The sequence below is a fragment of the Amycolatopsis sp. NPDC059027 genome, assembly GCF_042739735.1.
Classification (GTDB): domain Bacteria; phylum Actinomycetota; class Actinomycetes; order Mycobacteriales; family Pseudonocardiaceae; genus Amycolatopsis.
Map to the genome: position 1 here is coordinate 93,052 of NZ_JBHYIK010000004.1, position 24,688 is coordinate 117,739.

The following is a 24,688-nucleotide window of genomic DNA, read 5'->3' on the forward strand; positions in this document are numbered from 1 at the left end:
GGGGATGCGGGCAGGGGTCACCGCATCCGGGGCGGAGCCAGCCTGCGCGGGCGGACTGGGCGCGATCCTTGAAGAAATCTTGAACGCGCCGGGCAGCAGGCGGGCAGCCAGGCCGGCTCAGAGTTCGGCGAGGAACGCCGCTGCCCGCGTCAGCCCCGGCCGGTACCCGCACCGCTCACACTGGGCGGCGGACAGCTCGGCGAACCGGCGGGCCGAGCCGGCGTCACCCAGCGCCAGCCCCGCGACGGCCGCGGCCAGCAGCGCCCGTGCTTCGAACACACCCAGCCGGTGCGTCCTGGCCAGGGAAAGGGCCCGCTCGGCATCCGCTGTGTCGTGGGTGTGCTCGGCGTACCGGACCAGCGTCAGCACCCGGCTCCGGGGATCCCTGGCCGAGTCGGCCGCGTCGTGAGCCTGGCGGAACAGCGCGGCCGCCCGTGGGGCATCACCGTCGTGCGCGGCGACTACAGCCAGTGCGCTGTATGCCTCGGCTTCGACGTCGCGGAAGCTCAGCAGCTCCGCGAGGGCCCGTGCCTGTTCGGCGGCACGCGCGGCTTCGGGAAGACGTCCCGCGGCCAGCAGTGTGCTGGTCAGGTTGGCCAGGACGTTCGCCTTCAGCGACCGGTTTCCCAGTTCGATCGTCAGCCCGATGGCCTGCTCGTGGTGGCCGACGGCTTCTTCGACATCGCCGAGCTGGGTCAGCGCGCTGCCGATATCGGTCAGCGCGTTCGCCTCGCGGTACTTCGCCGGTTCGGTGCGGATCTGCCGGAGTTCGGCCCGCAGATGAGGAAGCGCGGCGTTGAGCAGGCCCTGCCGTTCGTAGAGCGCGCCGAGGTTTCCGTGCGCGTTGCCCTCGATCGCCGGTTCCCCGATGGACGCCGCCAGCTCGATCGCCTCGTGCAGCGCGGCGACGGCCTCATCGGCCCGGTTCACCTTGGGCAGGACCCAGCCGAGCTGGGTGAGGACCAGGGCCTTCGCGGCCGCCCATCCCGTCCGGTCGGCGTGTTCCGCGGCGCGGGTGAACGTCCGGACGGCCTCCTCGTCCCGCAGCCGGACCCGGTACAGATAGCCCTGGGAGATCAGTGCCGACGTCGCCGCGCGGTCGTCGCCGGCGGCGTCGGCGGTATGGAAGGCGTGCTCGGTCAACCGTTGCCATTCCGCGTCGTTCCGCCGTGTCTGCAGATAGCCGCGCAGAAGGTCGCACAGCAGCCAGGTCAGCTCGTCACGGCCGAGCTTCGGTGCGGCCTCGGCCAGCCCCAGCAGGGCGACGCGCTCGGTGTCCAGCCAGGCGATGGCGGCGGCGTCGTCGGCGAAGTCCAGCGGCGTCACTGCCGCGCGAGGCGGTGGCAACGGCAGGCGGGCGAGCACCGGCGCGCCGATCGTGACCGCCCGCGCGGTGGTGCGCAGGAAGAACTCGGCGACCCGGTCGGCAGCGGCGGCGCGCTCGTCGGCGGAATCCTCGGCCAGCGCGCGTTCCTGCCCGAACTGGCGCATCAGGTCGTGGAAGGTGACCCGGCCGTGCGCGCCCGGCTGGAGCATGTGGGCGCTCACCAGCCGGTCGAGCGGGCGGCGCGCGGCCGCCGAGGTGAGGCCCGCCGCGGCCGCCGCGATCTCCAGGGTGGCGTCCGGCCCCGGGTGCAGGGACAACAGCCGGAACAACCGGCGCTGCTCCGGGTCGAGGCGCTGGTAGGACAACTCGAACGCGCTCCGCACGGTGGCTTCGGCGTCTCCGGTTTCCAGCGCGGCCAACGGCGTCTCGGTACGGAGTTCGCCGACGAAGTCCCCGATGTCGCACGCGGGATCGTCCAAGAGGTTCGCCACCGCGATCCGCAGCGCGAGCGGGAGGCCACCGCAGAGCCGGACCAACTCGCCGGCCGCGGCGGAATCCGCGCTCCGGCCGGGGCCGATCCCGCGAGCGAGTACCGCGAGCGCTTCGTCACGCGGCAGGCTGTCCAGCCGCAGCCGTCGCGCACCCTCGTCGACGAGCAGCCCGGAAAGCCGGTCGCGGCTGGTGACGATCACCGCGCTTCCCGGCCGTCCCGGCAGCAGCGGGCGGACCTGCTCGGCGCTGCCCGCGTTGTCCAGCAGTACCAGCACACGCCGCTCGGCGAGCAGCGAGCGGTAGAGCGCCGCGGCGTCGTGCTCGTCGACCGGGATCTGCTCGGGTAGCACGCCCAGCGCCCGCAGGAACGCCCACAACACGTCGATCGACCGCAGCGGCGGGGTCTTCGCATACCCCCGCAGGTTGACATACAGCTGTCCGTCCGGGAACCGCGTGGCGACCCGGTGGCTCCACGTGAGCGCCAGCGCGGTCTTGCCGACCCCCGGCGTGCCGGTGACCAGGAGGATGCCGGGCGCCTGCTCCCCGGCGTCCGGGAGCAACGCGTCGAGCCGGGCCAGTTCCGGTGCCCGGCCGACGAACCCGGCGGGCGCCGCGGGAAGCTGCGCCGGTACCGGCATGGTCGGTCGTGGCGCCGCGGTCGGTTCCAGCGCCTTCCGGTACGCCTCCAGCAGCGCGGGCCCGGGCCCGGTGCCGAGTTCGTCGGCGAGCCGGCGCACGACGGCCTGGTAGCACTCGGCCGCTTCGGTGCTCTGGCCGGTTTCGGTGAGCGCCAGCACGAGTTGCGCGGTCAGTGCCTCGGCGAGCGGGTATGCCGGGATCAGCGGGCGGAGCCGCGCGATGACCTCCTCCGCGCCGTCCTCGGCCCGCCGCAGCGTCGCCCATTCGGTGAGCAGGCTGAGCCGCTGGCGACGCAGATGGTTCCGCGTCCGCTCGACCCAGTCCCCGGCGAGACCGTCGAGTGGCTCGCCCCGCCACAGATCGAGTGCCTGCCGCAGGGCCTCGGTTCGGCGCGGCGCGGGCAGTCGCTCCGCCTTGCCGAGCAGCGCGGCCGCCCGCCGGACGTCGACCTCGGCCTCCCCGAGGTCGATCTGGTAGCCGCCCGCGTGCCGCCGGATCTTGACACCGCTGCGCTGCAGTGCCTTCCGCAGCCGTGCCAGGTAGCTGTACAGGGTGTTGCGAGCCTCGTCGGGTGGCATGTCACCCCAGACGCGGTCGATGAGTGTGCTCGCGGAGATCTGCGGCTCGGCCGAGATGAGCAGGACCGCGAGCACACAACGCTGTTTCGCCGGGCCGAGGTCGAGCTGGACCTCACCGACCTTGGCCGTCACCGGGCCGAGCAGGCGGAATTCGACGTCAGTGGGCAAGGATCCGGCCACCCTCGCGCGCCAGTTCGGTCCGCAGTGCCGGGGCGGGGGAGCGGGCCATCACGTAACCGGTTTCCCGGAGCAACTGTTCGGCCTTGCCGAAGCACTGGTCCGCCGCAGGGACATCACCCGCGGTGATGGCCGCGCCGGTCATGGCGAGCAGCGTGCGCGCCTCCAGGCCGCGGAATCCGTTGGCGCGGTTGATTTTGAGCGCCTGGGCGAGATCGTCCGCTTCGCGGGTGTGCTCGGCGAGGCGGGTCGCGGCTTCGGCGAGCGTGCGGGGATCGCCCGCGGTGCGCCCGGCCGCCACGGCGCGGGCGTGCAGCCTCGCGGCCCGGTCCCGCTGTCCCGCCCATCCGGCGATCGTCGCGAGGACGCTCGTCGCCGCCGCGATCATGCGGTGGGTCTTGGTTTCGACGGCGATCGCGAGCGCCCGTCCGGCCTCTTCGGTGGCGTCCGCGGCACGCCCGGCCGCGAGGTGGGCCGACGCCAGGTTGATCCGGCAACCCGCCTCGTGCACGGGATTCCCGATCCGGCGAGCGAGGGCGAGGCCGTGCGACGCGTGTTCGACGGCCTTGTCCGCGTGGCCGAGTTCGAGGACCACCAGCGCGAGCGTGGTGAGCACCTGGGACTCCTGGAATGCGTCGCCGAGCTCGCGGCACAACGCGAGACAAGGGGTGAGATGGCGTTCGGCGTCGCCCAGCGCGCCGAGCTCCCGGCAGACGTCACCGAGCTGGTTGCGCGCCTCGCATTCGATGGCGGCGTCGTGGGACCGCCGCGCGAGCTTTACCGCGTGCTCGAGGCAGTCGACGCTGTCCTGGGGCTGACGGAGCTTGTGATACACGGCGCCGAGCTGGACCAGGATCGCGGCCTCGGCGATCGGCCACGTGGCCTGTTTCGCGGCCGTCAGCGCGTTGGTCAGGCTGAGCAGGGCCTCGGGAGTGTTGCCGCCGACGCGCAGCAGTGCTCCCTGCGACAGGTACGCGACCGCCTGCGCCCGATGGCCCCCGTGCCGCCGCGCGGCGGACACCCCGGCCCGGGTGACCGTCCGCCATGCCAGGTAGTGGGCTCGGCGATGGAGAAAGCCGCGTAGCAGGTCGGACAGTAGCCACGTCGTGGCGGGTCGCCCTTCCCAGTCGGCGGTCTCGGCGAAGGCCACGAGCGTGACGAGTTCGGTGTCCAGCCAGCGTTCCGCGTCCGCGGGGCCGGTGAACGTCCGGGGCGCCGGTCCGGCCGGCAGCGGGAGCCGCGGCGAGACGGGCGCGGCGAGCCGTACGGCGGCGTCGGCGGTCCGGACGTAGTGATCGGCGAGGCGGGCCGCCGCCATCCTTCTGTCTACATAGGACTCCTCGGCGCGGAGGCACTCCTCGGCGTAATACCGGAGCAGGTCGTGGAAGGCGTACCGTGTCGCCGTGCGCTGCTCGACGAGGCTCGCGGACGCGAGCGCGCGCATCGCGCGTTTCGCCTCGCCGGGGGAGAGATCCGCGAGCGCGCAGGCCGCCTCCACGGTGAAGTCCGGACCGGGATGCAGGCCCAGCAAGCGGAAAACCCGCTTCGCCGCCGGGGGAAGACGTCGGTAGGAGGAGGCGAACGTGGCCCGGATCGTGGTGTCCGGATCCTCGCGTTCCAGTACCGCCAACGGATTTCCCGCCCGCAGCTCCTCCGCGTACGGTGTGAGCCCGAGGCCGGGATGCTCCAGCAGATGCGCCGCGACGATCCGGAGTGCCAGCGGGAAGTTGCCGCATCGCTTGGCGAGCGTCGCCGCGGCGGCGGGCTCGGCTGCGACCCTGGCGTCGCCGAGCACGCGGGCGAGCAGGGCGACCGCGTCGTCATCGGTCAGCGGTCCCACGACGATTCGGTGCGCGCCGATCTCGGCGACGAGATCGCCGAGCCGATGGCGGCTGGTGACCACCGCGAGATTGCCGGGGCCACTGGGCAGCAGGGAGCGCAGCTGGTCGGTGTCGGCGGCGTTGTCGAGCACGACGAGCGTCCTGCGGGTGGCGAGCAACGAACGGTAGAGCGCGGACGCGCTGTCCTCGTCCAGCGGGACGTCGTCCGGGACGACGCCGAGCGCGTGCAGGAACGTGGTCAGCACGGTGATCGCCGGCAGCGGCTCGCCGTACGCGTGGCCGCGGAGATTCACGTACAGCTGCCCGTCCGGGAACCGCGCGGCGATCCGGTGTGCCCATGCCACGGCGAGCGCCGTCTTTCCCGCCCCGCCGGTGCCTGACAGCAACAGTGCGGTCCCTCCTTCTTCGGCGAGCGCGTCGAGACGGGCGAACTCGGCGTCCCGTCCGGCGAAGCCGCTCGGCGCGGCGGGCAATGGGGAGGGCGACGGCGGCTTCTTGGTCCGGGCGACGGGCGACGGCCGCTCCGCGCCGCGCAGCAGCTCACGATGGACCGCGCTCAGCGGGGCACCCGGCGAGACGTCCAGCTCTGCGCGGAGCCGGAGGCGTTTGGCCTCGAAGTACTCGAGTGCCTCCGCGGTCCGGCCCTCGGCGTGCAGTGCTCGCATGAGCAGGGCGATCAGGGACTCCGCGTGCGGGTAGTCCTCGAGTGCGGCGCCGAGCCGGTCGACGACCACACCGGAGCGGCCGAGGCCGAGGTTCGCGGACGCCCAGTCGCCCAGCACCGCGACATGGCGGCTGTGCAGCTCGGCGCGGACCGACTCGGCCCAGTCTCCCGGCAGGCCGTGCAACGGCTCACCGCGCCATTCTGCGACGGCGGTCTCCAGTTCTCGCGCGGCCTCAGGCGGTGGAAGATCCCGTGCGCGGCCGACGGCCGCCGCAAACCGATGCAGGTCCACACGATCGGGTGGAACGTGCAGAGTGTAGCCGCAGCGCGTCCTGCTCAGCTCGACCGCGCAGTCCCGCAGGAGCCCGCGGAGCCGGGTGACATAGCTGTACAGCGCGTTCCGCACTTCGCCGGGCGGATCGGTGCCCCAGACCCGCCCGACCAGCACATCGGTCGCCACCTCCCGGCCCGCTCGCATCAGCAGCACGGCCAGCACACAGCGTTGCTTCGCCGGCCCGAGATCGAGCCGCACATCACCGTCGCGTAGTTCGACGGGCCCCAACAACCGGAAATCCACGGTTTCCTCCCCCGACCCCTCGGCCCCCATGCCGTGTCCAGAACGCTGGTTAGGCCATTCAGCTTCCATCATGCGCCCGGCAGGCTCAAGGTTCCTTCAAGGTTCCCGACAAGTCGAACACCGCACCCTCGGCACATCGACGGCGGAAGCCTGCCCACGCCGAGTGTGGGTGAACGTTCCCGGCGTTCCGTCGGGTCCGGACCGCCGGTAAGCGCTCCGTAAGGAGTTGCGCAGAACCGCCCGGAACGGACCGGCGTCGAACCTCTCGACCGCCCCGGAGCGGGGCGGCGAACCGGAAGGGAGAACCGACCATGACCGGTCCCATGATCGATATGGCCCAGGTGCAGGCGGCCGAGCGCGTGGTCGCCGACGCGGTGAGCCAGATGGAGGGCGTGACCAAGAGGATCCTCGCGCAGGCGGGCCTCAGCGAAGCCGCGATGAAGGCGCCCGCCGGCCAGATCACCTCGACCACGTTCCACGACCTCGGCGGCGGCGGGCGGGCGCTGGCCGAAACGCTCAACCAGTTGCACGTCGACCTCGGCAAGCTGCGCCAGGTGGCCGCTCGCGGTTCGGACGACGCCTCGGCCGCCGCGTCGCAGGGCACCGTCGGCGGCACCGGTTCGGACGTCGCCGCGGGCATGGCCTGACCACCACATCTTCAGCGAAAGGGAACTGACATGACCGACCACGGCAGCAGGATCGAGTTCCGCGTCGAGGACATCCACCAGATCGCCACCAGTACCCGGGCACACCAGGCCGAGTGGGACAACATCTGGAACACCGTCAAGACCCGCCTCTCCGGCGTGGTCTCCCAGGCGCTCGACGCGGCGACCGGCTCGTCGCTCGAGGAACGCAGCGCCGAGTACCACCGCAAGACCCAGGTCTACAACCAGCAGTTGCAGGCCCAGCAGCACGCTGTCGGCCGCGTCGGGGACATCGCCGAGGAGACCAATGTCAGCATGCAGAACACGATCCGTAAGCACTAGCCATGGCTGCCGACGACGTCGTCCTCGACCCGGCGGACTGGGACTCCTACGCCGGTCGGCTGCGCGCGAACAACAACGCCGCGCAACTGGTCGAGCAACTGCAGGCCGCGCTCGTCCCGGAATCGGTGTTCGGCACTGTCGCCGGGGGCGCCGCGGCAGCCGCACGGCTGCGGGGCGCGATCGCCGAAACCGTGCGTGAGCTCCAGGCGATCGGGGTGAACATCGAGGAACTGGCCAGCAACGCCATCGCCGCAGGGAAGATCGCCCAGCGCGGCGCGTTGTCCACCGAACAGCAGGCGCGTGCCGCGAAGGCGCACCGGCTGGACGTGGAGAGCGGACCGGGGAGGTAGAAAAGCTATGTCTGGCAACGACTTCGACGCGCTATACGCCCAGATCACCAGCGCGGCGCCGGGGGAGCTGATGGCGGCGGCCGCGGCGTGGCGCGGGTTCGCCGTGGCCTGCCACGCCCAGGCCGCCAAGGCGGGCCACACCGCGAGCGAGATCGGCCGGACCCCGACAGCGCCGTACCAGGCCGCGGTCGACCGGCTCACCCCGATCGGCCGCCGGGTCGACGCCCTCGCCGCCCGCGCGCAGAGCGTGTCGTCCCAGCTGGCCGCCGCGGGGGAGGTCGGCGCGCAGGCACTGATGGAAGCGCAGGTGCAGAAGGCCAAGGTCGACGCTGCGCGGACCGCGCAGGCGAACGCGTCACGGGAGGCGGGCGGAGGCGACACCGGGGTACACCCGAACGGCGCCGCCGGACTGGGAACCAACGCCCCGCTGCGGGCACAGGCCATGGCCGAGCAGGAAGGAGCCGCGGCACTGCAGATCCAGGTGGACCGCGTCGCCAAGGCCTACAACGCGTTCCAACCGGCGACGACGCCTGCTCCGGACACCGGGGGCGGAGGAGATGCGGGCGGAGCCACCGACGGCGGAGGAGCGGGCGGCGGTTCCTCCCGAACCAGCACGTCGACGTCCGCCTCCGCACCTCCGCCGGCATCGCCCCCGGCACACGGCTCGCCGCCGGGGGACTTCGACGGCTGGGTCCGGGATCCGCGCACCGGCTACTTGATCGACCCGGTGAGCGGCCAGGAGTACAGCCCCCAGGACGCCCGCTATGTCGACCCGGTGACCGGTAAGCCGTTCGGGGACGTCGACCGGTACGCCTCCCGGCTGGAAGGACTCTCCGGCGGGGCACCGCTCACGGGCGGAGTTCCGTTGGCGGGCGGGGCCTCCCGGGCGCCACTGTTCGGTGGCGGCGTCCCGCCGAGCCTCGACCCGGCGAACCCCGCCGCGGCACAGCTGCAGCAGGCCGCGGCGCAGGCCATGGCCGCCAAGGCCGCCGCGGCTCGGGGTTTCGCGGCCGCGATGGGAGGCCAGCAGCAACACCCGCCTTTCGTCCCGCACGGTGGCGGGGCCGCGCGCGGCGCCCGGCGCGCGCCGCGAAGCGGCACGCCGGCGAAGGAACCACGGTCCGTGTGGGGCGGTCATCCGGTCGCGAACCGCCGTGCGGACAAGGAGAAAAGGGGCGACCCCGACGACGAGCGTCATCGGGCCGGTGCCGACGACGACGTCTGGGCCGACAACACCCGGCTCCCGACCGGCCTGCTCGACAACGAGCGATAACCGCAGTCCACAAAGGATATATTCGCGCCACGCCGCTCCGTGAATGCCATATTAGGCCTCTCCATTCTGCAGTTGTTGGCCAGGTGAGATCGACTGGGCCGGTGGTGGTCGTGGTGTAGCGGTATTGCCGAGCGGGCATCGGCTGGGCCGGAAACGCGGTGGAGCCCCCGGATGTTGATCAATCCGTGGCTCAAGAAGCGTCCAAGGGCTCCGCTTTCACTGTCACGCGCGACATTGACCCATCGTCGCGGCCTTGCCCGCCATGATCGGGGGAACACCTTAACCGCCGCCCCGGACGTCGCAGAGCTCCGCCACGACACCGGCCCGGTTACCCGGGTGGGGCGTCAGGGCAGGGTCGCGGTGTCCACCGCCTGGATCTGGCGGGACCCGAAGTCGGTGACCAGGAGGGTGCTCCCGTCCGGGCTGAGGGCGAACTCGCGGGGGAACGCGCCGGTGGGGACGCGCCCGAGGGCGGGTTTGCCGCCGAGCGCGGCGCGGGTGTCCACGACGGTCAGCCCGGTGCTCGCGCCGGGCGCGGCGAAGCGGTTGGAGTCGGCGGTGACGATCCGGCCGCCGTCCCGGGCGAAGGCGAGCCCAACCGGGGCGGTGCCGACCTGGACCGAGGTCAGCAGCGCCTGGCCGGGGGCGGTGACCAGCGCCGCGGCGTCGAAGGCGAGCAGGGCGTTGCTCTGCCGCGCGGTGACCCACACCGTCTTCCCGTCGGGCGCGGCGGCGACACGCACCGGGTTGCAGCCCGCGGGCACGTTCCGCAGCACGGAATTGCCGGGATTCGTTTCCAGGGTGGCGAGATCGAGCACGCTGAGCTGTCCCTGCCCGCCGTCGGGCGCGACCTGGCTGGTCGCGTACAGCCGACGCCCGTCGGAGGAAAGCGCGGTGCCGACCACGGCCTTGCCCAGTGCGACCGCGCCGACGACCGCGCCGGGGCCGAACCCGGTGTCGAGCGCCTTGCGCAGATCGAAGACCTCGATGGCGCCTCGACCGCCGGTTTGGGTGTTCCCGTACTCCTGGCTGACGAAGGCGTACCGGTCGTCGGGGGAGACGGTCACCTCGATCGCGCTGGTCCCGGCCGTGCCGGTGAGCGTGCCCAGCGCCGCGTCCGGCTGACCGGCCGCGGCCTTGGCCGCGTCCAGCACGATCGCGCCGCTGCCCGTGGCGACGAGCAGGGTGCGGCCGTCGTGCGTCAGCGTGAGCCCGGTGGCGCCTTCCTTGCCGAGACCGGCGGACGGGAGTGGGGTCGTCCGCGTCAGCCGGGGCGGGAAGGCGCCCGTGTCGAGCACGCCGAGCTGGGTGCCGAGGGCGACGAACGCCGTGTGGCCGGACGGCGCGTAGGCCAGCCCGAACGGGTTGGCGGGGACGGTCAGGCTCGCCGCGCGGACGCCGTCGAGCGTTCGCTGCGGTGGTGCGGTGGTCTGGCACCCCGGCGCGGTCGCGGAAATTCCCGTGACCGCGGTGGTCGTGCTGCCGGACGCGGCGGCGCATCCGCCGGTCAGCGTGGCCGCCGCGACGATCGCCGCGGCCCCGAAAGACCACAGCCGACGATGATTAATGCCGTTCACGGGAATTCTCCGATCACACGTTTCGATGCGGGGTGAAAGCCGCGGATGCGGCGCCGAGATTACCGGATCCGGCGGGAAACGTGCTGGAAAAAGGGCGTAATGGGAAATCGTCCGCGTTATTCGGCTTTTGTGCGGTTCGGTTTCGCCGTCGAGGTGTGGTGAATTAGGCAGGCGTCTAGGTAGTTCTACCGATGCTCGTGAACGTTCCGCCCGGTTCTGGCGTCGGGAACGCTTACGAGTCCTTGGCCTCGGGCGCGGTGATGACGTCGAGGACTTCGTCCGCGATGCGGGCCGCGCTCGCGCGGTAGCGTTCGTTCAGCCGGTGGAAGAGCCGTTCGGCGCGGATGGCGGGCCAGTCGGCGGCCAGGTGTTCCGCGGGCAGGTGCGGGTCCTGGCGCACCAGGTCGAGCCAGCCGGTGTGCAGGAGCAGTTGCCGCGCCAGGTCGTCGGTGGCCGAGGGGAACGGCCGCCGGATGTCCCATTGGTCCAGGAATGCACGGTAGCGCGCGGCGATGGCTTCGGTGTCGAACGCCTTCGCGACCAGTTCGGCGGACTCGGTCGGCTTGGCGTGCTGGGCGGTGAACACGGTGACGTTGCCCGCGAGTCCGAGGTCGTCGACGATCGCGGCGACGTCCTTGATCCCCGGCGCGATCCACAATCCGTTCTGCAGCATGCCGAAGCCGGCCCAGAGCAGCTGGGAACGCAGATCGTGCCGCTCGTTTCGCCGGGTGTCGGGCAGCGAGAAGCCGACCAGGGTCCAGTTGCCGTCCCAGTGCCGGTTGACCGCGCCGGTGTCGTGGATCCGCCGTTCCCCGTCGAGGAGCACTTCGGTGGCGCGGGCGGTCAGCCCGAAGTAGGCACGACGGCCTTCGCGGTGCCGGGTCAGCAGTCCGCGGGTGGTCATCCGGGTGAGTGTCGAGCGGACGGCGTCTTCGGACACGCCGACGCGGCCGAGCACATCGATGACGCTGCCGGAGTAGACGGCCGTGCCCCGCCCGAGCACGTAGAGCCCGAGGAAGTTGAGCATCACGGACTGGGGGCGGGCCAGGTGGCCCGGTGTGGAGTCGTCGACGTGGCTGGCTGTCACGGCCTCAGCCTAATCGGCCATCGAACGTTGGGCATCATCTTGACGGCCGTCACTATTTCGCCCTACTTTGAGCTGGCGAGGCAAGCGGAGAAAGGACATCGCATGGATCTGGCGGGGAAAGTCGCCATCGTCACCGGCGCGGGCCGTGGGCTCGGCCGGGCCTACGCCGAGGCACTCGCGGCCGCGGGTGCGGCCGTGGTGGTCAACGACGTGGACGCCGACGCGGCCGGGCGGGTGGCCGACGCGATCACCGCCGCCGGTGGTGAGGCGGTGCCGGTGGCCGCGCCGGTCGGCCGCGCCGAGGTCGCCGATCGGCTGGTGTCGGCCGCGGTCGAGCGGTTCGGGCGGCTCGACGTGCTGGTGACCAACGCGGGCATCCTGCGGGACAGGGTGCTGTGGAAGATGAGCGACGAGGAGTTCGACGCCGTCGTCGACGTCCACCTGCGCGGCACGTTCACCTGCGCCCGCGCGGCCGCGGTGCGCATGCGCGAACAGGGCACGGGCGGCCGCCTGATCCTGATCTCCTCACCCGCCGGACAGCGCGGGAACTTCGGCCAGACCAACTACGCCGCCGCGAAGGCGGGGATCGTGGCGATGGCCCGCACCTGGGCGCTGGAACTGGCCAAGGCCGGGATCGCGGTGAACGCCGTCGTGCCGGTGGCCGCCACCGAGATGACCAAGACCATCCCCGCGTTCGCGCCGGTCATCGCCGATTCCGAGCGGACGGGGCAGCCCTTCCCGGACTGGCTGCGCAAGGGCGAAGGCCTGGGCACGGTCGAGGACGTCGCGTCCTTGATCGTCTTCCTCGCCTCGGATGCGTCCGCCGGGGTGACCGGGCAGGCCATCGGGATCGGCGGGGACAAACTGGCGTTGTGGGCGCATCCCCAGGAGAAGGCCACGGCCTACGCCGACGGTGGCTGGAGCGCGGACGCGATCGCCGAGTCCTGGCAGACCGGGGTCGGCGCCGAGCCGGAAACCTACGGCATCCCGGCGCCTACGGCGGCGGGGGCCTGAGATGACGATCGACGTCGGGGACCTGGTCGCGATCGACGTGCACACCCACGCCGAGATCTCCGAGGACGGCCACGGATCGCTGAGCCCCGAGCTGATCGAGGCGTCGGCGAAGTACTTTACTAATCCGGCCAAAAGTAGGCCGACCCCCACGCAGCACGTAACCGTTGCTACGAAGTCATTCGGCCGTGACTGTGGTCGGATTAGTAATGATCGGCACAGCAGGGCAGGGGAGCACCGGCAGCCGACGATCCCGGAAATGGCCGCCTACTACCGCGAACGCCGGATGGCCGCCGTCGTGTTCACTGTGGACGCCGAACACGCCACCGGACATCCGCGCATCGCCAACGAGGAGGTCGCGCGCAGCTGTGCCGAACACCCCGACGTACTCATCCCGTTCGCCAGCGTCGATCCGTGGAAGGGCAAGGCCGGTGCGCGCGAAGCACGTCGGCTGGTGACCGAACACGGTGTGCGCGGCTTCAAGTTCCACCCGAGCATCCAGGGATTCGCGCCCAACGACCCGGTGGCCTATCCGCTGTACGAGGTGATCGAGGAGCTGGGTGTTCCCGCGCTGTTCCACAGTGGACAGACCGGGATCGGCGCCGGGGTACCGGGTGGCGGCGGGATCCGGCTGAAGTACTCGAATCCGATGCTCGTCGACGACGTCGCCGTCGACTTCCCCGAACTGCGGATCATCCTGGCGCACCCGTCCTTCCCCTGGCAGGACGAGGCATTGGCGGTCGCCACCCACAAGCCGTACGTCCACATCGACCTGTCCGGATGGTCGCCGAAGTACTTCCCGCCGCAGCTGGTGCGTTACGCCAATTCGCTGCTACAGGACAAGGTGCTGTTCGGTTCGGACTATCCGGTGCTCACTCCGGACCGGTGGCTCGCAGACTTCGCCGAACTGGACATCAAGCCCGAAGTCCGTCCCAAGATCCTCAAGACGAACGCGGCCCGGCTTCTCGGCCTGACGAAAGAGGGAGAACGCCCATGACCATCACCGTCCAAGGCATCGAGGAACTTTCCGCACTTCCCGGGCGCGATCTCGGGCACACGGACTGGATGGCGATCACCCAGGACCGTGTCGACACCTTCGCCGACGCCACCGACGACCACCAGTGGATCCACGTCGATCCCGTGCGGGCCAAGGCCGGGCCGTTCGGCGGCACCATTGCGCACGGGTACCTGACCCTGTCGCTGCTGATCCCGCTGTTCGGCGAACTGCTCGACATCGCCGGTGTGCGCATGAGCGTCAACTACGGCCTGGAGAAGGTGCGGTTCCCGAACCCGGTGCGCGTCGGCGACAAGATCCGGCTGGCGGGCAAGGTCGCCTCGGTCGAGCCGGTCCCCGGTGACGGCGTGCAGATGTCGCTCGACTTCACCGTCGAGATCGACGGCGCCGCGAAACCCGCCTGTGTCGCCCGCGCGGTCTACCGCCACTACGCCTGAACCGGACGAGGAGAACGCAGATGACTTCCCGTATCCTCCTCACCTGCGCCGCGGCGGCGACGCTCGTGCTGTCCGCCGCCGCACCGGCGACGGCCGCGGATCACGGCCACTATGAGGGAAAGCTCGCCGACGGCGCGGCCTGGATGATGGACGTGCCGCGGAACTGGAACGGCACCGTGCTGCTCTACAGCCACGGCTACCGCCCGGCGGGGGCGCCCAACGTCGCCGAGGACGCCCCGAGCACCGCGGTCGCCGGCGTGGCGCTCGAACAGGGTTACGCGCTCATCGGCTCGTCCTACGCGAGCACCGGATGGGCCGTCGAACAGGCCGTGCCCGACCAGCTGTCCACTTTGGACGTGTTCACCGCGCGCTTCGGTGCGGCCCGGCGGACGATCGCCTGGGGCACATCCTACGGCGGCCTGGTCACCACGGCCATCGCCGAACGTCATCCGGAGCGGATCGACGGTTCGCTCGCGATGTGCGGGCTGGTGCACGGCGGCGTCGCCAACTGGAACAGCACCCTCGACGCCGCGTACGCGGTGAAAACCCTGCTGGCGCCTGACACTTCGGTGCCGTTGACCGGACTCGGCGACCAGGCGACCGCCACCAAGGCCGCCGCCACGATGACCGGTGTGGTGAACACCGCCCAGAACACCTCGCAGGGCAGGGCACGGCTCGCGCTGGCCGCCGCGCTGCACAACATCCCCGGCTACAACGACCCCGGCCAGCCCCGGCCTGCCGAGCACGACTGGCCTGCGCAGCAACAAAACCAATACCAAGCTTTCACCCGGTTCTTCACGGCGGCGATGAACTGGCGCCAGGAGGCCGAAACCCGGGCCGGGGGAAACATGTCCTGGAACACCGGCGTCGACTACAGCCGGATGCTGTCCCGTTCGCCCTACTCGACCGAGGTCGAGGCCCTCTACAAGGCTGCGGGTCTTTCGCTGCGCGGCGATCTCGACACACTGGCGAACAGCCCGCGGATCAGCGCCGACCCACACGCTGTCGCCTATATGAAGCGCAACGTGGCCTTCACCGGAAAGCTGGTCAAGCCGCAGCTGGACATCCACACCACCGGTGACGGCCTGGTGCCGGTGCAGGCGGAGAGTGCCTACCACGACGCCGTCGCCGAGGCTGGGTCGTCCCGGCTGCTGCGTCAGTCCTATGTGGACCGCGCGGGGCACTGCACGTTCACCGCCGGGGAGCAGCTGGCCGCGCTGCACACGGTGGAGGACCGGGTCGGTACCGGAAAATGGGGTGACACCGGTCCCGCCGCGATGAATGCCAGGGCCACGGCGGCTCAGCCCGGCGCCGCACACGCCTACGTCCGCTACCGGCCCGCTCCCTACCCGCGTCCCTTCGACCTCGCCAATGCCCAGCGTTAGTCCACTTTGGTCCCACCCGCGACGAAGAGGGTTCCGGCCATGTCCGATCGCAGATCCACGCAACTTCGCCGCGCTGTCGCGTCGAGCTTCCTCGGCAGCGTGATCGAGTACTACGATTTCCTGCTCTACGCAACGGCTTCCGCCCTGGTGTTCGGCAAGGTCTTCTTCACCGGCCTCGACTCGTGGGTGGCGACCATCGCCAGCCTCGGAACGTTCACCACCGGTTACCTGGCCCGGCCGCTCGGCGGCCTGATCTTCGGGCACTTCGGTGACCGGGTGGGGCGTAAGCGCATGCTGGTGCTGACGATGGTGCTGATGGGGGCTGCCAGTTTCCTGATCGGGCTGCTGCCGACGTACCGGCAGGTCGGCGCGTGGGCACCGGTCGGTCTGGTGCTGCTCCGGGTGCTGCAGGGGGTGGCCGTCGGCGGCGAGTGGGGCGGCGCCGTGCTGATGTCCGCGGAGCACGCCACCTCCCGGCGGGGCCTGTGGGCCGGCTTCACCAACGCCGGCGCGCCCTGCGGCATGCTGCTGTCCACGGCGGCGCTGACCGGAACCGCCGCCGCGGTCGGCGAGTCGGCCTTCCTTGCCTGGGGCTGGCGCGTTCCGTTCCTGCTCAGCATCGCACTGCTGGTCACCGGACTGTTCGTCCGGCTGAAGGTCGAGGAACCTCCGGTGTTCCGGGCGGCGAAACACGACCTGCGCGGCCCACCCCTGCTCGAGGTGCTGCGCAGACATCCGCGTCCGCTCCTGCTCGGCATCGGCACCGGGCTCGCGGCCTTCGTCGCCCAGGCCACGCTGACCACCTACGTGCTCGCCTACGGCGTTCAGGTCGGCTTCACCCGGCAGACCGTGCTCAACAGCATCACGATCTCCTCGGCGTTCGCCGTCGTCGGCATCATCGCGTGGTCGGCGCTGTCCGACCGGATCGGCAGACGGCCGGTCGTGCTGGCCGGGGCGTGCGCGATGGCGGTCTTCAGTTTCGTGCTGTTCCCGTTGGTGGACAGCGGTAGCAGCGCGTTGCTCGTCCTCGCGCTGGTGCTCGGGCAGGGCGTGGTGCACCCGATGATGTTCGGCCCGCTGGCCGCCCTGTACACCGAGCTGTTCAGCACCCGGTCCCGGTACACCGGCGTCTCGCTCGGCTATCAGCTCGCCAGCCTCGGCGGGGGACTGGCGCCGCTGTTGTTCGCGCAGCTACGGAACACCGGCGCGATATCCGCCACGATCACCGCGTTCTGCGTCCTGGCCGCGGGGTGCGTGCTGTCGTTGCGGGAAACCAGCCGTCAGGATCTGAGTGCCGTGGAAACCACGCCGGAGAAAGAGGGAACGCACTGATGCGCAACGAAGGCCTGGGCGGCTGGCCCGTCCGGCGGGCACTCATGACCCCCGGCCGCACCGCGTTCGTGTTCGGCGGCGGCGCGTTCACCTACGCGGAGTTCGCCGGCCGCACCGCCCGGCTCGCCTCCCGGTTGCGGGCGGCAGGTGTCGAGCCGGGGACCAGGGTCGCGTATCTGGGCCCGAACCACCTCGCGCTCGTCGAGACGATGTTCGCCACCCACCGGCTCGGCGGCGTCTTCGTCCCGCTGAACTTCCGGCTCACCGCGCCGGAAATCGCCTACCAGCTCGACGACTCCGGTCCGGCCGTGCTGGTCTACGGGCCGGAATGTGCTGCCACGGTGCGAGGAATCGACGAGCACCCGGCCCAGGTCGTCGCGCTCGCCGGACCCGCAGTCGGCGAGGCCGAGTACGAATCCTGGCTCGCGGGCGGCGAGGACACCCCGATCGACGTGCCCGTGCGGCTCGACGACGTCGCGCTCATCCTCTACACCTCGGGCACCACCGGGCGGCCGAAAGGCGCCCTGCTGACGCACGGGAACATCGTCTGGAACACCTGCAACGTGCTCGTCGGCGTCGACCTGACCGCCGACGACCGCGCCCTGATCAGCGCGCCGCTGTTCCACGTCGCCGCGCTGAACCAGACGCTGCTCCCGACGTTCATCAAGGGCGGCTGTTCGGTGATCGCGCCGGGATGGGACGTCGACACGTGCTACGACCTGATCGAGAAGCACCGCGTCACCTGGATGTTCGGGGTCACGACCATGTTCGCCGACCTTGCCGGATCACCGCGGTGGCCCGGCACCGACCTGTCCTCGGTACGCATGGTGATGTCCGGCGGTGCCGCGGTTCCCGAGGCGCTCATCCGCACCTACCAGGAACGCGGGCTGGTGTTCTGCCAGGGCTACGGGATGACCGAGACCGCGCCCGGCGCGACTTTCCTGGAAGCGGCCGAAAGCCTCCGGAAGACGGGTTCCGCCGGTGTCCCGGCGTTTTTCACCAGCGTGCGCGTCGTGCGTCCAGACCTCACCGACGTCGCGCCCGGCGAACCGGGCGAGGTTCTCGTCCGCGGCCCGAACGTCAGCCCCGGCTACTGGCGGAACCCGGAAGCCACGGCCGCGTCTCGCACCGACGACGAGTGGTTCCGCTCCGGCGACATGGGCGTGATCGACGACGAAGGCCACCTCTACGTCGTCGACCGGGTCAAGGACATGTTCATCTCCGGTGGCGAGAACGTCTACCCCGCCGAGGTCGAGAACGCGATCTTCGAGCACCCCGCGGTCGCCGAGGTGGCCGTGGTCGGTGTCCCCGACGAGAAATGGGGCGAGGCTGGCAAGGCGTACGTGGTGTGCCGGCCGGGCACCCGGCTGACCCGGGACGAACTCCGCGAGTTCCTGCGTTCCCGGCTGGCCAAGTACAAGATCCCGGTACATCTGGAAGTCCGCGACGCCCTGCCGCGGACCGGTTCGGGCAAGGTCCGGAAGGACCGGCTGCGGGCGACCACACAACGGTCGAACTCGTCGCCGCACGGGTGATCCCGCGGCTAGGGCGTGTCTGACAAACATCCCGGTTGACTATTGGGATGCTGCTGGTCGTGTCGCGGTTTCAGTGGCTCTCAGATGATCAGTGGGCCTTGATCGAGGACCTGCTGCCGGGGTTCCGTCCCGTCGGACGCCTCTCCGTCCAACGCCCCGTGATTCCGCGTACCGGGATCGCCGGTGTGCCGCAAACCCGGTCGGCGACATCCGGCGTTTGACCGGCCCGGCGCCGCACTGTCCATTGAGGACATGGCCGGGGTGTTCGGCCGCTGTGGCCGGGTCACCTCGCGAACAGGGTGCGGACGAAGGTGGTGGTGTCCGGCAGCGCGGCGACCGGTGTGCCGCCGTGGTCGGCCGGGTAGGTCCGGTAGGTGCCGGGCTGCCCGTTGGCGGCCACCAGTACGGCCCGCCGGAAGGATCTGGTCATCGCTTTCCTTTTCACGTCCGCGACGCTCCGGATGCGGTGGGGCGCGGGGAGCACCCCACCGCGCCGGAACACCGGTCGCTCAGCCGACCTGGGTGGTGCCGAGCAGGGTGTCCTGGTCCGGCGGGTCGAGCTGGAGGTTGACGTCGAACTCGGCCAGCGACGGATCCTGCACGTCGGTCTTGATGTGGGTGCCGGCCTTCGGGTCCACGGTGGTCTTCGCCTCACCCGTGGGGGTTTCCTGCGGAATGGTGAACTTCACGGTGCCGTCCGCCTTGAAAGTGAGCGGACCCTGCGCCGGCACCGGAGTTTCCGGGATCGGTACCTCGACGCTGAGCGGGACGGTCTGGCCGCCGTTCGCGGTCAGCGTCACCGAGGACGTGATGGTGCCGGACAGTTTCGTGGCACCGATCAGCCGCAGGCCGTCACCCGCCGAGGCACCGGCGTCCACGTCCAGGCTGAACGGCACGTCGACCGTGTCGCCGGGCTGGACACTCGCGGGGATGTCCGCGTGCACGACGGTCTTCACCGACTGCGTGCCGATGATCGGGAACTCGCCGGTGAACGTCAGTTCCTTGTCCGCGGCGCTCGCCGTACCGGCGCCGAGCAGCCCCACGGTGACCGCCGTGACGGTGGCGAGGACGCCCGCTCTGGCCGCGGGACGCTTGGCGGCTTTCAACATGGATGACATTTCCGGACCTTTCTTCGGTGCGGGGAAGGAAAGAGAAACGTGGGCTGCAATCCGGGTTTCCGGTTGCCCGCCGAGGGGGACGTTAATGTGTAGACGATTCGAGGACAAGTGCCGTGAATCAATGTCCACAGGACAGGAAAACAAACCATAACCCGCATACGAATTGCCGAAGCGAAACTGTATCGCGGGTGATCGCCCACGCACTGAAACAACGTTCCGGACGACGGAACGAGCACGACATCACGGCCGGACCAGTGCCTCGGTGACGATCCTGGCGGTTTTCGCCGGGGTGGGGAAGGCGGCGGTCAGGTTGGCGGGGCCGAGGCGGACGACGACGGTGTCCGAGCCGGGGTCGATCTGGAGGATCTGGCCGCCGAGGCCGAGTGCCCAGTACATGTCCTGCGGGGCCGACGGGACGAGTTGGGTACGTGGGGCTTTCGTGCTCTCGTCGCGAGTCATGGGTTTCTGCACGGTGGCGACGGGGCCGAGCCGGTTGAGCCACCAGAGGTATCCGTAGGCGGCGCTGATGTCCTGCGAGGGCTTTCCGGTGGCGTCGGCGACCCACTGCGCGGGCACGGGCTGGGTGTCGTTCCACTGTCCCTTGCGCAGGAAGAGATAGCCGAAGCGGGCCATGTCCTGGCAGGTCGACTGCAGGCCCATGAACGTATTGGTGTTGCCCGCCTGGTCCTGGGTCATGTTCGAGTGCCTCATGCCCAGCGGGTCGAGGAGTTTCTTCCTGGCGTAGTCGACGGGCTTGTCGCCGGTGGCGGTGTGGAGCACGGCGTCGAGTGTCTGGATGGCGGTGTTGTTGTAGGCCCAGAACTGGCCGGGCGGGACGTCCTGGCGCTGGGAGACGGCGAACGCGGTCCGGTCCCGCGCGGCGAAGACCTTGACGGCGTCGTCGGCGAAGCTGCTCCAGTGCCGTCCGGAGTCGTTGCTCAGCAGGTCCTTGACCGTGACGTCGGCGGACGGGGTGCCCGCCCAGGAGGGAATGTAGCGCGACGCCTTGTCCTCGACGGCGAGCCTGTGTTCGGCCTGCGCGATGCCGACCAGCGTGCTCGACACCGACTTGGTCGCCGACCAGACCTCCTGCGCGGACTCGGGACCGGTGCCGTTCCAGTACCAGTCGGCGACCAGCCGCCCGTGCCGGACGACCGCGAGGCAGTTCGTCTTGTCCGCCTTCAGTTCCTCGGCGATCCGCGTCAGTTTGACCGGGTCGAATCCGGCCGCGGCCGGATCGCCGCGTTCCCATTCCGCGCCCGGATACGGGTTGCCGCCCACCTGACCGGCGACAGCCGGGCCGTTCGGCGCGACGGCCGCGCCGACGGTCATCACCGCGGCGGCCACGGCGGAAACAACCCTGCGGCGAGCAAAAGAAGGCATTGCCGTCCCTCCCACTCGGAAAACCCTGGACGCGGAAGAAAGCGTGGAGGGGCGGGGAAGCCGTGTCAACACTGCCCAGGCCGATATCCCCCATCCCCGGAATCATTTGTCATCTTTGTGAGCGCCGGGCCGTGCGGATTTCGAAGACAAGCGAGAGCGGTGAACATCCCGAACGATGCGACAAGGGCGTCCCTCGGCTTCGGGGGCGGTGTGATCCGATGGCCTGACAGCATCGAGTGGTCGCTCACCGGCGCGTCCTGTCGACCGCGCCGCCTCCCACCCGAGATCCGGCTTGACGACGCGGTGGAGGACGCTCGACGACCCAGGCGGCGATCTGGGTGCGGTTGGTGAAGCCGAGTTTGGTCATGATGTGGGCGACGTGGGTTTCCGCGGTGCGCAGGGAAATGACGAGGTGCTCGGCGATCTGGCGGTTGGTCAGGCCTCGCCGGACGAGTTCGGCGATCTCGCGTTGCCGCCCGGTGAGCGGGTCGGTGCCGGCCCGCGGGGAGGGGGTGTCGCCGGCGTAGCGCAGCGCGTCGCGTTCGGACATCGCCGCGCCATTCGTGAAGTGTTTCTCGAATTCGCGGTCGCCGAGGGCTTCCCGGCTGCTCTGGACGTGCCGGGCGTTCGGGATCTCGAACGCCGCCAATGTGTGCATGGCGATGCCCTGGGTACGGCAGGCGGTTTCGGTGATCCCGTACAGCGTGGCGGCGCGGGCGTGGTCGCCCAGGCGCCCGGCCACCCAGCCCGCGCTGGCGAGCCATTCGACGTCCCACCGATCCAGTCCGGTTTCCTCGATGGCCGCCTTCAGCGCCCGGAGGTCGCGCGCGGCGGTGGTCGCGGCACCGAACTCGGCTTCGAGCATGACCAGCGAGGCCAGTGCGTAGACGCGGGCGTACCGGTCGCCGTACTCGGTACCGCGTACCAGGCCCTCCCGCACCAGGGCCCTGCCACGGTCCGGGTCGCCGGAGAAACCGGTGCTCCAGCCCTGGTGGTTGAGCGCGATGAGCTCGCCCCGCCGGTTGCCCGCCGCGCGGAATCCGGCCACCGCGGCCGAGAAGATCCCGGCGGCGTGGCCGGGATCGCCCTGGCACTCGGCGAGAAACCCGGCGGTGAACCGGGCTCGCGCGACCAGTGCCTCGTCGCCCGTACGGGCCGCGAGGTCGGTCGCTTCGGCCACCAGTTCGGCGCACCGTTCCAAGGCGCCTTCGTGCAGGCGATAGTCGGCGCTGTACAGCAGGGCCAGGCATTTCCGCGGACCGTCGGGCGAGGCGTTCGGCAGCAGCCGGTCCAGCCAGGTCCGGGCCTCGGCGTTCAGGCGCCCCATCTGCCAGTACAGGTGCAGGTCGGTCGTCATCGCGACACCGGCGTCGGCCTCGCCAGGGGTACGGAGGCAGAACTCGAGGGCGACCCGCAGGTTCGGATGGTCCGGCCGCAGCCGGTGGCACAGCGGCAGCGTGTCCGGCGATCCCTCCGCCTCACGCACCCGGCGTGCCCGGGCGGCGTAGCAGTCCCGATGCCGGCGGCCCACCCGCCGCAGCTCCTCGGCGGGCAGCTGCTCCCGGCCGTACTCCCGCAGCGTCTCCAGCATGCGATACCGGTTTTCCCCGGCGTGCTCCCGCACTGCCAGCACCGACTTGCCGACCAGGCCGTCGATCAGGTCCACCACGGCGTCCGGCTCGACCCCGGCACCACCGCACACCCGCTCGGCCGCGTCCAGGTCGAACGATCCGGCGAACACCGAGGCCCGCGCCCACACCAGCCGCTCTTGCGGTGTGCACAGCCGATAGCTCCAGTCGACGGTGCCACGCAACGTGCGCTGCCGTTGCGGCGCCGCACGCGTGACGCCGGTCAGCAGCGACAACCGGGTGCCCAGCCGGTCGGACAGCTGCCGCACCGACAGCGACCGGACACGGACCGCGGCCAGCTCGATCGCCAGCGGCAACCCCTCCAAACCGCGGCACAGCCGGGCGACATCCGGATAGTTGTCCTCGGTGATCTCGAAGGACGGCAGGACCGCCCGGACCCGGTCGGCGAACAACGACACCGCGCTGTAACGCGTGAGCTCGGCGGCCGACCGGACCTCGTCCGGATCCGGAACCGCCAGCGGTGACAACACGAACAGCCGCTCACCGGCCACACCGAGGGGCTGCCTGCTGGTCGCCAGCACGACCAGCCTCGGGCAGGCCCGCAGCATCGCCGCGACCAGCTCGGCACAGGCGTCGATCAGATGCTCGCAGTTGTCCAGCACCAGCAGCGTCCGCCGCTCCCGCGACGCGGCCACCAGCGCCGGCGTCCCGGCACCAGGCAACCCGAGCGCCACCGCGACCGTGTTCGCCACCAGCCCGGCGTCGGCGAGTTCGGCCAGCTCGACGAACGCCACCCCGTCCGGGAATCCTCCCGCAGCCGGGGAGGTCACCTGCGCGGCCAGGCGGGTCTTGCCCACGCCGGGCGGGCCCACCACGGTCACCAACCGCTCGCCGCGCAGCAGATTCCGCAGCTCGGCGACCTCCTGACGCCGTCCCACCCAGCTGGTCAAGCGCACCGGCAGACCACGCGCCCCAGATTCGGCAGCCGTCGCCATACGCCGCTCCACGTCGCTCACACATCTTACTTCTCGTCCCCGCGTTCAGCCGCCGACAACGGACTGACGTCCTCTTGGGACACGCTGGCCTTGTCCACCGCAGCCGCCGCGGTACTGGCGGCCTCGAAGGCGTCACACCCGACGACGACCACCATCACGACGGCTGCGATCACAGACTTCACCGGACTGGCCTCAGCCCGTCCGATCGTGACGACGTCGAGGTTCGCGTCGTTCGGCATCGTGATCGTGGCGAGGTGTTCGCCCCGCGGGTGCCTCGCACGGTGTGCTCGCGTAGACCGATGTCCCGGTGCCTCGTGGGTTGCGGTGGTCGGTGCGCGCGAGGCGGGTGTTTTCGAACACACGGGTCGTGGCGCCACCGGGGAACACCCAGTCGCCGAAGGACAGGTCGGCCTGCCCGACGGTGCCGTCGGTGAAGGTGACCGTGGCCGTGACGCGGTGATCACCGTTGGCCGCCGCGCCGGCGAGCAGCCGCGTCGCGGCGCTGCCACGCAGGTCGAGCACCTGCCCGGCGGGCACGACGTTATCCGGCTGCGCGGCCGGCGCGGCGGGCCAGATCATTCCGAGCAGCTTTCCCAGTTCGCCGGGTTCGCCGACGTCTTGACGTTGCGGAACTGGTAGCGGGGACTGGTGTCCTCGAACTTCCACTTGTTCCCGGTCATGGTCGTCCACTTGCCGTCGGTGCCCTTGACCGACTGCTTGACCATCTTGGTCGGCTTGTCGCACGGGATCTTCGGCTCGACGCGGTTGCCGTCGGCGAAGGTCTCGATGTCGTGGGCGTACATCTCGACGGTGCTGCGCTTGTCCGAGGCCAGGAACCGGCGGCCCTTGCCGTCCTGGAGATCGACGTAGAGGCAGATCTGACTGTCGGACTTGCAGTACTCGTAGGTGAACGTCAGCTGTTTGCCGACCGCCAGGTGCGAGAGGCCCCGGCAGATGCTGCCGGTCGACCAGGTCGGTGTGCAGTCGGGGTTGTTCTCCAAGCCGTTGTCATCGCCGAAGAAGTACACGGCCCAGCCGACGTCGTTGTTGTAGTAGATCCCGGATTCGAGGTTGTAGTACCACTCGCCGACCGCGCCCCAGGCGTCCTTGCCGTTGCTGACCGCGGGCACCTTCCAGGTGACCTGCCAGCCTCGGGTGGCGCCGATGTCACCGTTGTACCTGCTGTTGAGCAGATACAGGCCTTCGACGCCATAGGGTTTGGCGGGATTCGGGGACGGGGCCGCCGTCGCGGGCACCGCCACCGCGAGCAGCGTCGCGGCGACGAGGGCGAACAGCAGACGGATACGCGACATAAATCAT

At 70.6% G+C, this 24,688-nt stretch carries 22 protein-coding genes; 11 read left to right on the forward strand and 11 right to left on the reverse strand.

Features of this window, described 5'->3' with window-relative positions; all coding sequences use genetic code 11:
- Nucleotides 1–117 precede the first annotated feature (117 nt).
- Together ACFWY9_RS04095 and ACFWY9_RS04100 are read right to left on the reverse strand one after the other, a co-directional pair.
- On the reverse strand, nt 118–3,204 hold the full coding sequence (locus ACFWY9_RS04095; RefSeq protein WP_378324629.1) for a BTAD domain-containing putative transcriptional regulator: 3,087 nt from the start codon (nt 3,202–3,204) through the stop codon (nt 118–120).
- Nucleotides 3,194–6,295, reverse strand: a complete 3,102-nt coding sequence (locus tag ACFWY9_RS04100; protein WP_378324627.1) for a BTAD domain-containing putative transcriptional regulator — start codon at nt 6,293–6,295, stop codon at nt 3,194–3,196. The genes ACFWY9_RS04095 and ACFWY9_RS04100 overlap by 11 nt, the downstream gene beginning before the upstream one ends.
- A 311-nt stretch (nt 6,296–6,606) precedes the next feature.
- On the opposite strand from ACFWY9_RS04100, the gene ACFWY9_RS04105 reads away from it, so the two are divergent.
- From ACFWY9_RS04105 to ACFWY9_RS04120, 4 genes are read left to right on the forward strand one after another with little or no spacing between them, the layout of a single operon-like run.
- Complete coding sequence (locus ACFWY9_RS04105) at nt 6,607–6,942, forward strand: hypothetical protein (protein ID WP_378324626.1); 336 nt, start codon at nt 6,607–6,609, stop codon at nt 6,940–6,942.
- A 30-nt stretch (nt 6,943–6,972) separates the two neighbouring features.
- Entirely contained in the window at nt 6,973–7,281 is a 309-nt protein-coding gene (locus ACFWY9_RS04110) for a hypothetical protein (RefSeq protein WP_378324625.1), read from the forward strand.
- A gap of 2 nt (nt 7,282–7,283) precedes the next feature.
- The gene (locus ACFWY9_RS04115; protein ID WP_378324624.1) at nt 7,284–7,631 is read left to right on the forward strand and encodes a hypothetical protein; all 348 of its coding nucleotides are present in this window, start codon (nt 7,284–7,286) and stop codon (nt 7,629–7,631) included.
- A gap of 7 nt (nt 7,632–7,638) precedes the next feature.
- Nucleotides 7,639–8,904: a hypothetical protein gene (locus tag ACFWY9_RS04120; protein ID WP_378324623.1), complete on the forward strand. Its 1,266-nt coding sequence runs from the start codon at nt 7,639–7,641 to the stop codon at nt 8,902–8,904.
- A gap of 344 nt (nt 8,905–9,248) precedes the next feature.
- Here the strand turns inward: ACFWY9_RS04120 and ACFWY9_RS04125 are convergent, their stop codons facing one another.
- Both ACFWY9_RS04125 and ACFWY9_RS04130 read right to left on the reverse strand, forming a co-directional pair.
- Nucleotides 9,249–10,481, reverse strand: coding sequence for a hypothetical protein (locus ACFWY9_RS04125; protein ID WP_378324622.1), 1,233 nt, complete (start codon nt 10,479–10,481; stop codon nt 9,249–9,251).
- Nucleotides 10,482–10,713: 232 nt separating this feature from the next.
- Nucleotides 10,714–11,568, reverse strand: coding sequence for a PaaX family transcriptional regulator C-terminal domain-containing protein (locus ACFWY9_RS04130; protein WP_378324621.1), 855 nt, complete (start codon nt 11,566–11,568; stop codon nt 10,714–10,716).
- Nucleotides 11,569–11,670: 102 nt separating this feature from the next.
- Here ACFWY9_RS04130 and ACFWY9_RS04135 point away from each other — a divergent pair, with 102 nt between their 5' ends.
- Genes ACFWY9_RS04135 through ACFWY9_RS04165 form a run of 7 tightly spaced genes read left to right on the forward strand, consistent with a single transcriptional unit; the run spans nt 11,671 to nt 18,504 of the window.
- Nucleotides 11,671–12,582 (forward strand): SDR family oxidoreductase, encoded by a 912-nt coding sequence (locus ACFWY9_RS04135; RefSeq protein WP_378324620.1) that lies wholly within the window; start codon nt 11,671–11,673, stop codon nt 12,580–12,582.
- A 1-nt stretch (nt 12,583) separates the two neighbouring features.
- A complete protein-coding gene (locus ACFWY9_RS04140; RefSeq protein ID WP_378324619.1) occupies nt 12,584–13,576 on the forward strand; it encodes an amidohydrolase family protein in 993 nt (330 codons plus the stop codon).
- Nucleotides 13,573–14,031 carry a MaoC family dehydratase gene (locus ACFWY9_RS04145; protein WP_378324617.1) on the forward strand — a complete coding sequence of 153 codons (459 nt, stop codon included), beginning with the start codon at nt 13,573–13,575 and terminating at the stop codon, nt 14,029–14,031. Before ACFWY9_RS04140 ends, ACFWY9_RS04145 begins: the two co-directional genes overlap by 4 nt.
- Before the next feature lie 20 nt (nt 14,032–14,051).
- Complete coding sequence (locus ACFWY9_RS04150; protein ID WP_378324615.1) at nt 14,052–15,416, forward strand: alpha/beta hydrolase family protein; 1,365 nt, start codon at nt 14,052–14,054, stop codon at nt 15,414–15,416.
- 39 nt (nt 15,417–15,455) lie between these two features.
- Complete coding sequence (locus tag ACFWY9_RS04155) at nt 15,456–16,748, forward strand: MFS transporter (protein WP_378324614.1); 1,293 nt, start codon at nt 15,456–15,458, stop codon at nt 16,746–16,748.
- On the forward strand, nt 16,748–18,283 hold the full coding sequence (locus ACFWY9_RS04160; RefSeq protein WP_378324612.1) for a long-chain fatty acid--CoA ligase: 1,536 nt from the start codon (nt 16,748–16,750) through the stop codon (nt 18,281–18,283). Before ACFWY9_RS04155 ends, ACFWY9_RS04160 begins: the two co-directional genes overlap by 1 nt.
- A 47-nt stretch (nt 18,284–18,330) precedes the next feature.
- Nucleotides 18,331–18,504, forward strand: a complete 174-nt coding sequence (locus tag ACFWY9_RS04165) for a hypothetical protein (protein ID WP_378324611.1) — start codon at nt 18,331–18,333, stop codon at nt 18,502–18,504.
- Nucleotides 18,505–18,566: 62 nt separating this feature from the next.
- On the opposite strand, the gene ACFWY9_RS04170 is transcribed toward ACFWY9_RS04165, so the two are convergent.
- The 7 genes from ACFWY9_RS04170 to ACFWY9_RS04200 all read right to left on the reverse strand — a co-directional run bounded on the left by ACFWY9_RS04170 (nt 18,567) and on the right by ACFWY9_RS04200 (nt 24,681).
- The gene (locus ACFWY9_RS04170) at nt 18,567–18,713 is read right to left on the reverse strand and encodes a hypothetical protein (protein WP_378324610.1); all 147 of its coding nucleotides are present in this window, start codon (nt 18,711–18,713) and stop codon (nt 18,567–18,569) included.
- A 79-nt stretch (nt 18,714–18,792) separates the two neighbouring features.
- Nucleotides 18,793–19,401: a DUF6801 domain-containing protein gene (locus ACFWY9_RS04175; RefSeq protein ID WP_378324609.1), complete on the reverse strand. Its 609-nt coding sequence runs from the start codon at nt 19,399–19,401 to the stop codon at nt 18,793–18,795.
- 240 nt (nt 19,402–19,641) lie between these two features.
- Complete coding sequence (locus tag ACFWY9_RS04180; RefSeq protein ID WP_378324608.1) at nt 19,642–20,784, reverse strand: serine hydrolase domain-containing protein; 1,143 nt, start codon at nt 20,782–20,784, stop codon at nt 19,642–19,644.
- Nucleotides 20,785–21,028: 244 nt separating this feature from the next.
- Complete coding sequence (locus ACFWY9_RS04185; protein WP_378338106.1) at nt 21,029–23,368, reverse strand: ATP-binding protein; 2,340 nt, start codon at nt 23,366–23,368, stop codon at nt 21,029–21,031.
- A 26-nt stretch (nt 23,369–23,394) separates the two neighbouring features.
- Nucleotides 23,395–23,550, reverse strand: a complete 156-nt coding sequence (locus ACFWY9_RS04190; RefSeq protein ID WP_378338107.1) for a hypothetical protein — start codon at nt 23,548–23,550, stop codon at nt 23,395–23,397.
- A gap of 10 nt (nt 23,551–23,560) precedes the next feature.
- Nucleotides 23,561–23,947 (reverse strand): hypothetical protein, encoded by a 387-nt coding sequence (locus tag ACFWY9_RS04195; protein WP_378338108.1) that lies wholly within the window; start codon nt 23,945–23,947, stop codon nt 23,561–23,563.
- On the reverse strand, nt 23,944–24,681 hold the full coding sequence (locus ACFWY9_RS04200; RefSeq protein WP_378338109.1) for a hypothetical protein: 738 nt from the start codon (nt 24,679–24,681) through the stop codon (nt 23,944–23,946). The genes ACFWY9_RS04195 and ACFWY9_RS04200 overlap by 4 nt, the downstream gene beginning before the upstream one ends.
- Nucleotides 24,682–24,688: the final 7 nt, after the last annotated feature.

What these genes read in the sequence shown, in the direction of transcription:
- ACFWY9_RS04110 (WP_378324625.1), top strand. Translation starts at nt 6,973, where the DNA reads ATGACCGACCACGGCAGCAGGATCGAGTTCCGCGTCGAGGACATCCAC.
- ACFWY9_RS04150 (WP_378324615.1), top strand. Translation starts at nt 14,052, where the DNA reads ATGACTTCCCGTATCCTCCTCACCTGCGCCGCGGCGGCGACGCTCGTG.
- ACFWY9_RS04200 (WP_378338109.1), bottom strand. Translation starts at nt 24,681, where the DNA reads ATGTCGCGTATCCGTCTGCTGTTCGCCCTCGTCGCCGCGACGCTGCTC.
- ACFWY9_RS04165 (WP_378324611.1), top strand. Translation starts at nt 18,331, where the DNA reads ATGCTGCTGGTCGTGTCGCGGTTTCAGTGGCTCTCAGATGATCAGTGG.
- ACFWY9_RS04120 (WP_378324623.1), top strand. Translation starts at nt 7,639, where the DNA reads ATGTCTGGCAACGACTTCGACGCGCTATACGCCCAGATCACCAGCGCG.
- ACFWY9_RS04160 (WP_378324612.1), top strand. Translation starts at nt 16,748, where the DNA reads ATGCGCAACGAAGGCCTGGGCGGCTGGCCCGTCCGGCGGGCACTCATG.
- ACFWY9_RS04145 (WP_378324617.1), top strand. Translation starts at nt 13,573, where the DNA reads ATGACCATCACCGTCCAAGGCATCGAGGAACTTTCCGCACTTCCCGGG.
- ACFWY9_RS04155 (WP_378324614.1), top strand. Translation starts at nt 15,456, where the DNA reads ATGTCCGATCGCAGATCCACGCAACTTCGCCGCGCTGTCGCGTCGAGC.
- ACFWY9_RS04140 (WP_378324619.1), top strand. Translation starts at nt 12,584, where the DNA reads ATGACGATCGACGTCGGGGACCTGGTCGCGATCGACGTGCACACCCAC.
- ACFWY9_RS04185 (WP_378338106.1), bottom strand. Translation starts at nt 23,368, where the DNA reads ATGGCGACGGCTGCCGAATCTGGGGCGCGTGGTCTGCCGGTGCGCTTG.
- ACFWY9_RS04195 (WP_378338108.1), bottom strand. Translation starts at nt 23,947, where the DNA reads ATGATCTGGCCCGCCGCGCCGGCCGCGCAGCCGGATAACGTCGTGCCC.
- ACFWY9_RS04115 (WP_378324624.1), top strand. Translation starts at nt 7,284, where the DNA reads ATGGCTGCCGACGACGTCGTCCTCGACCCGGCGGACTGGGACTCCTAC.
- ACFWY9_RS04170 (WP_378324610.1), bottom strand. Translation starts at nt 18,713, where the DNA reads ATGACCAGATCCTTCCGGCGGGCCGTACTGGTGGCCGCCAACGGGCAG.
- ACFWY9_RS04135 (WP_378324620.1), top strand. Translation starts at nt 11,671, where the DNA reads ATGGATCTGGCGGGGAAAGTCGCCATCGTCACCGGCGCGGGCCGTGGG.
- ACFWY9_RS04105 (WP_378324626.1), top strand. Translation starts at nt 6,607, where the DNA reads ATGACCGGTCCCATGATCGATATGGCCCAGGTGCAGGCGGCCGAGCGC.
- ACFWY9_RS04175 (WP_378324609.1), bottom strand. Translation starts at nt 19,401, where the DNA reads ATGTCATCCATGTTGAAAGCCGCCAAGCGTCCCGCGGCCAGAGCGGGC.
- ACFWY9_RS04180 (WP_378324608.1), bottom strand. Translation starts at nt 20,784, where the DNA reads ATGCCTTCTTTTGCTCGCCGCAGGGTTGTTTCCGCCGTGGCCGCCGCG.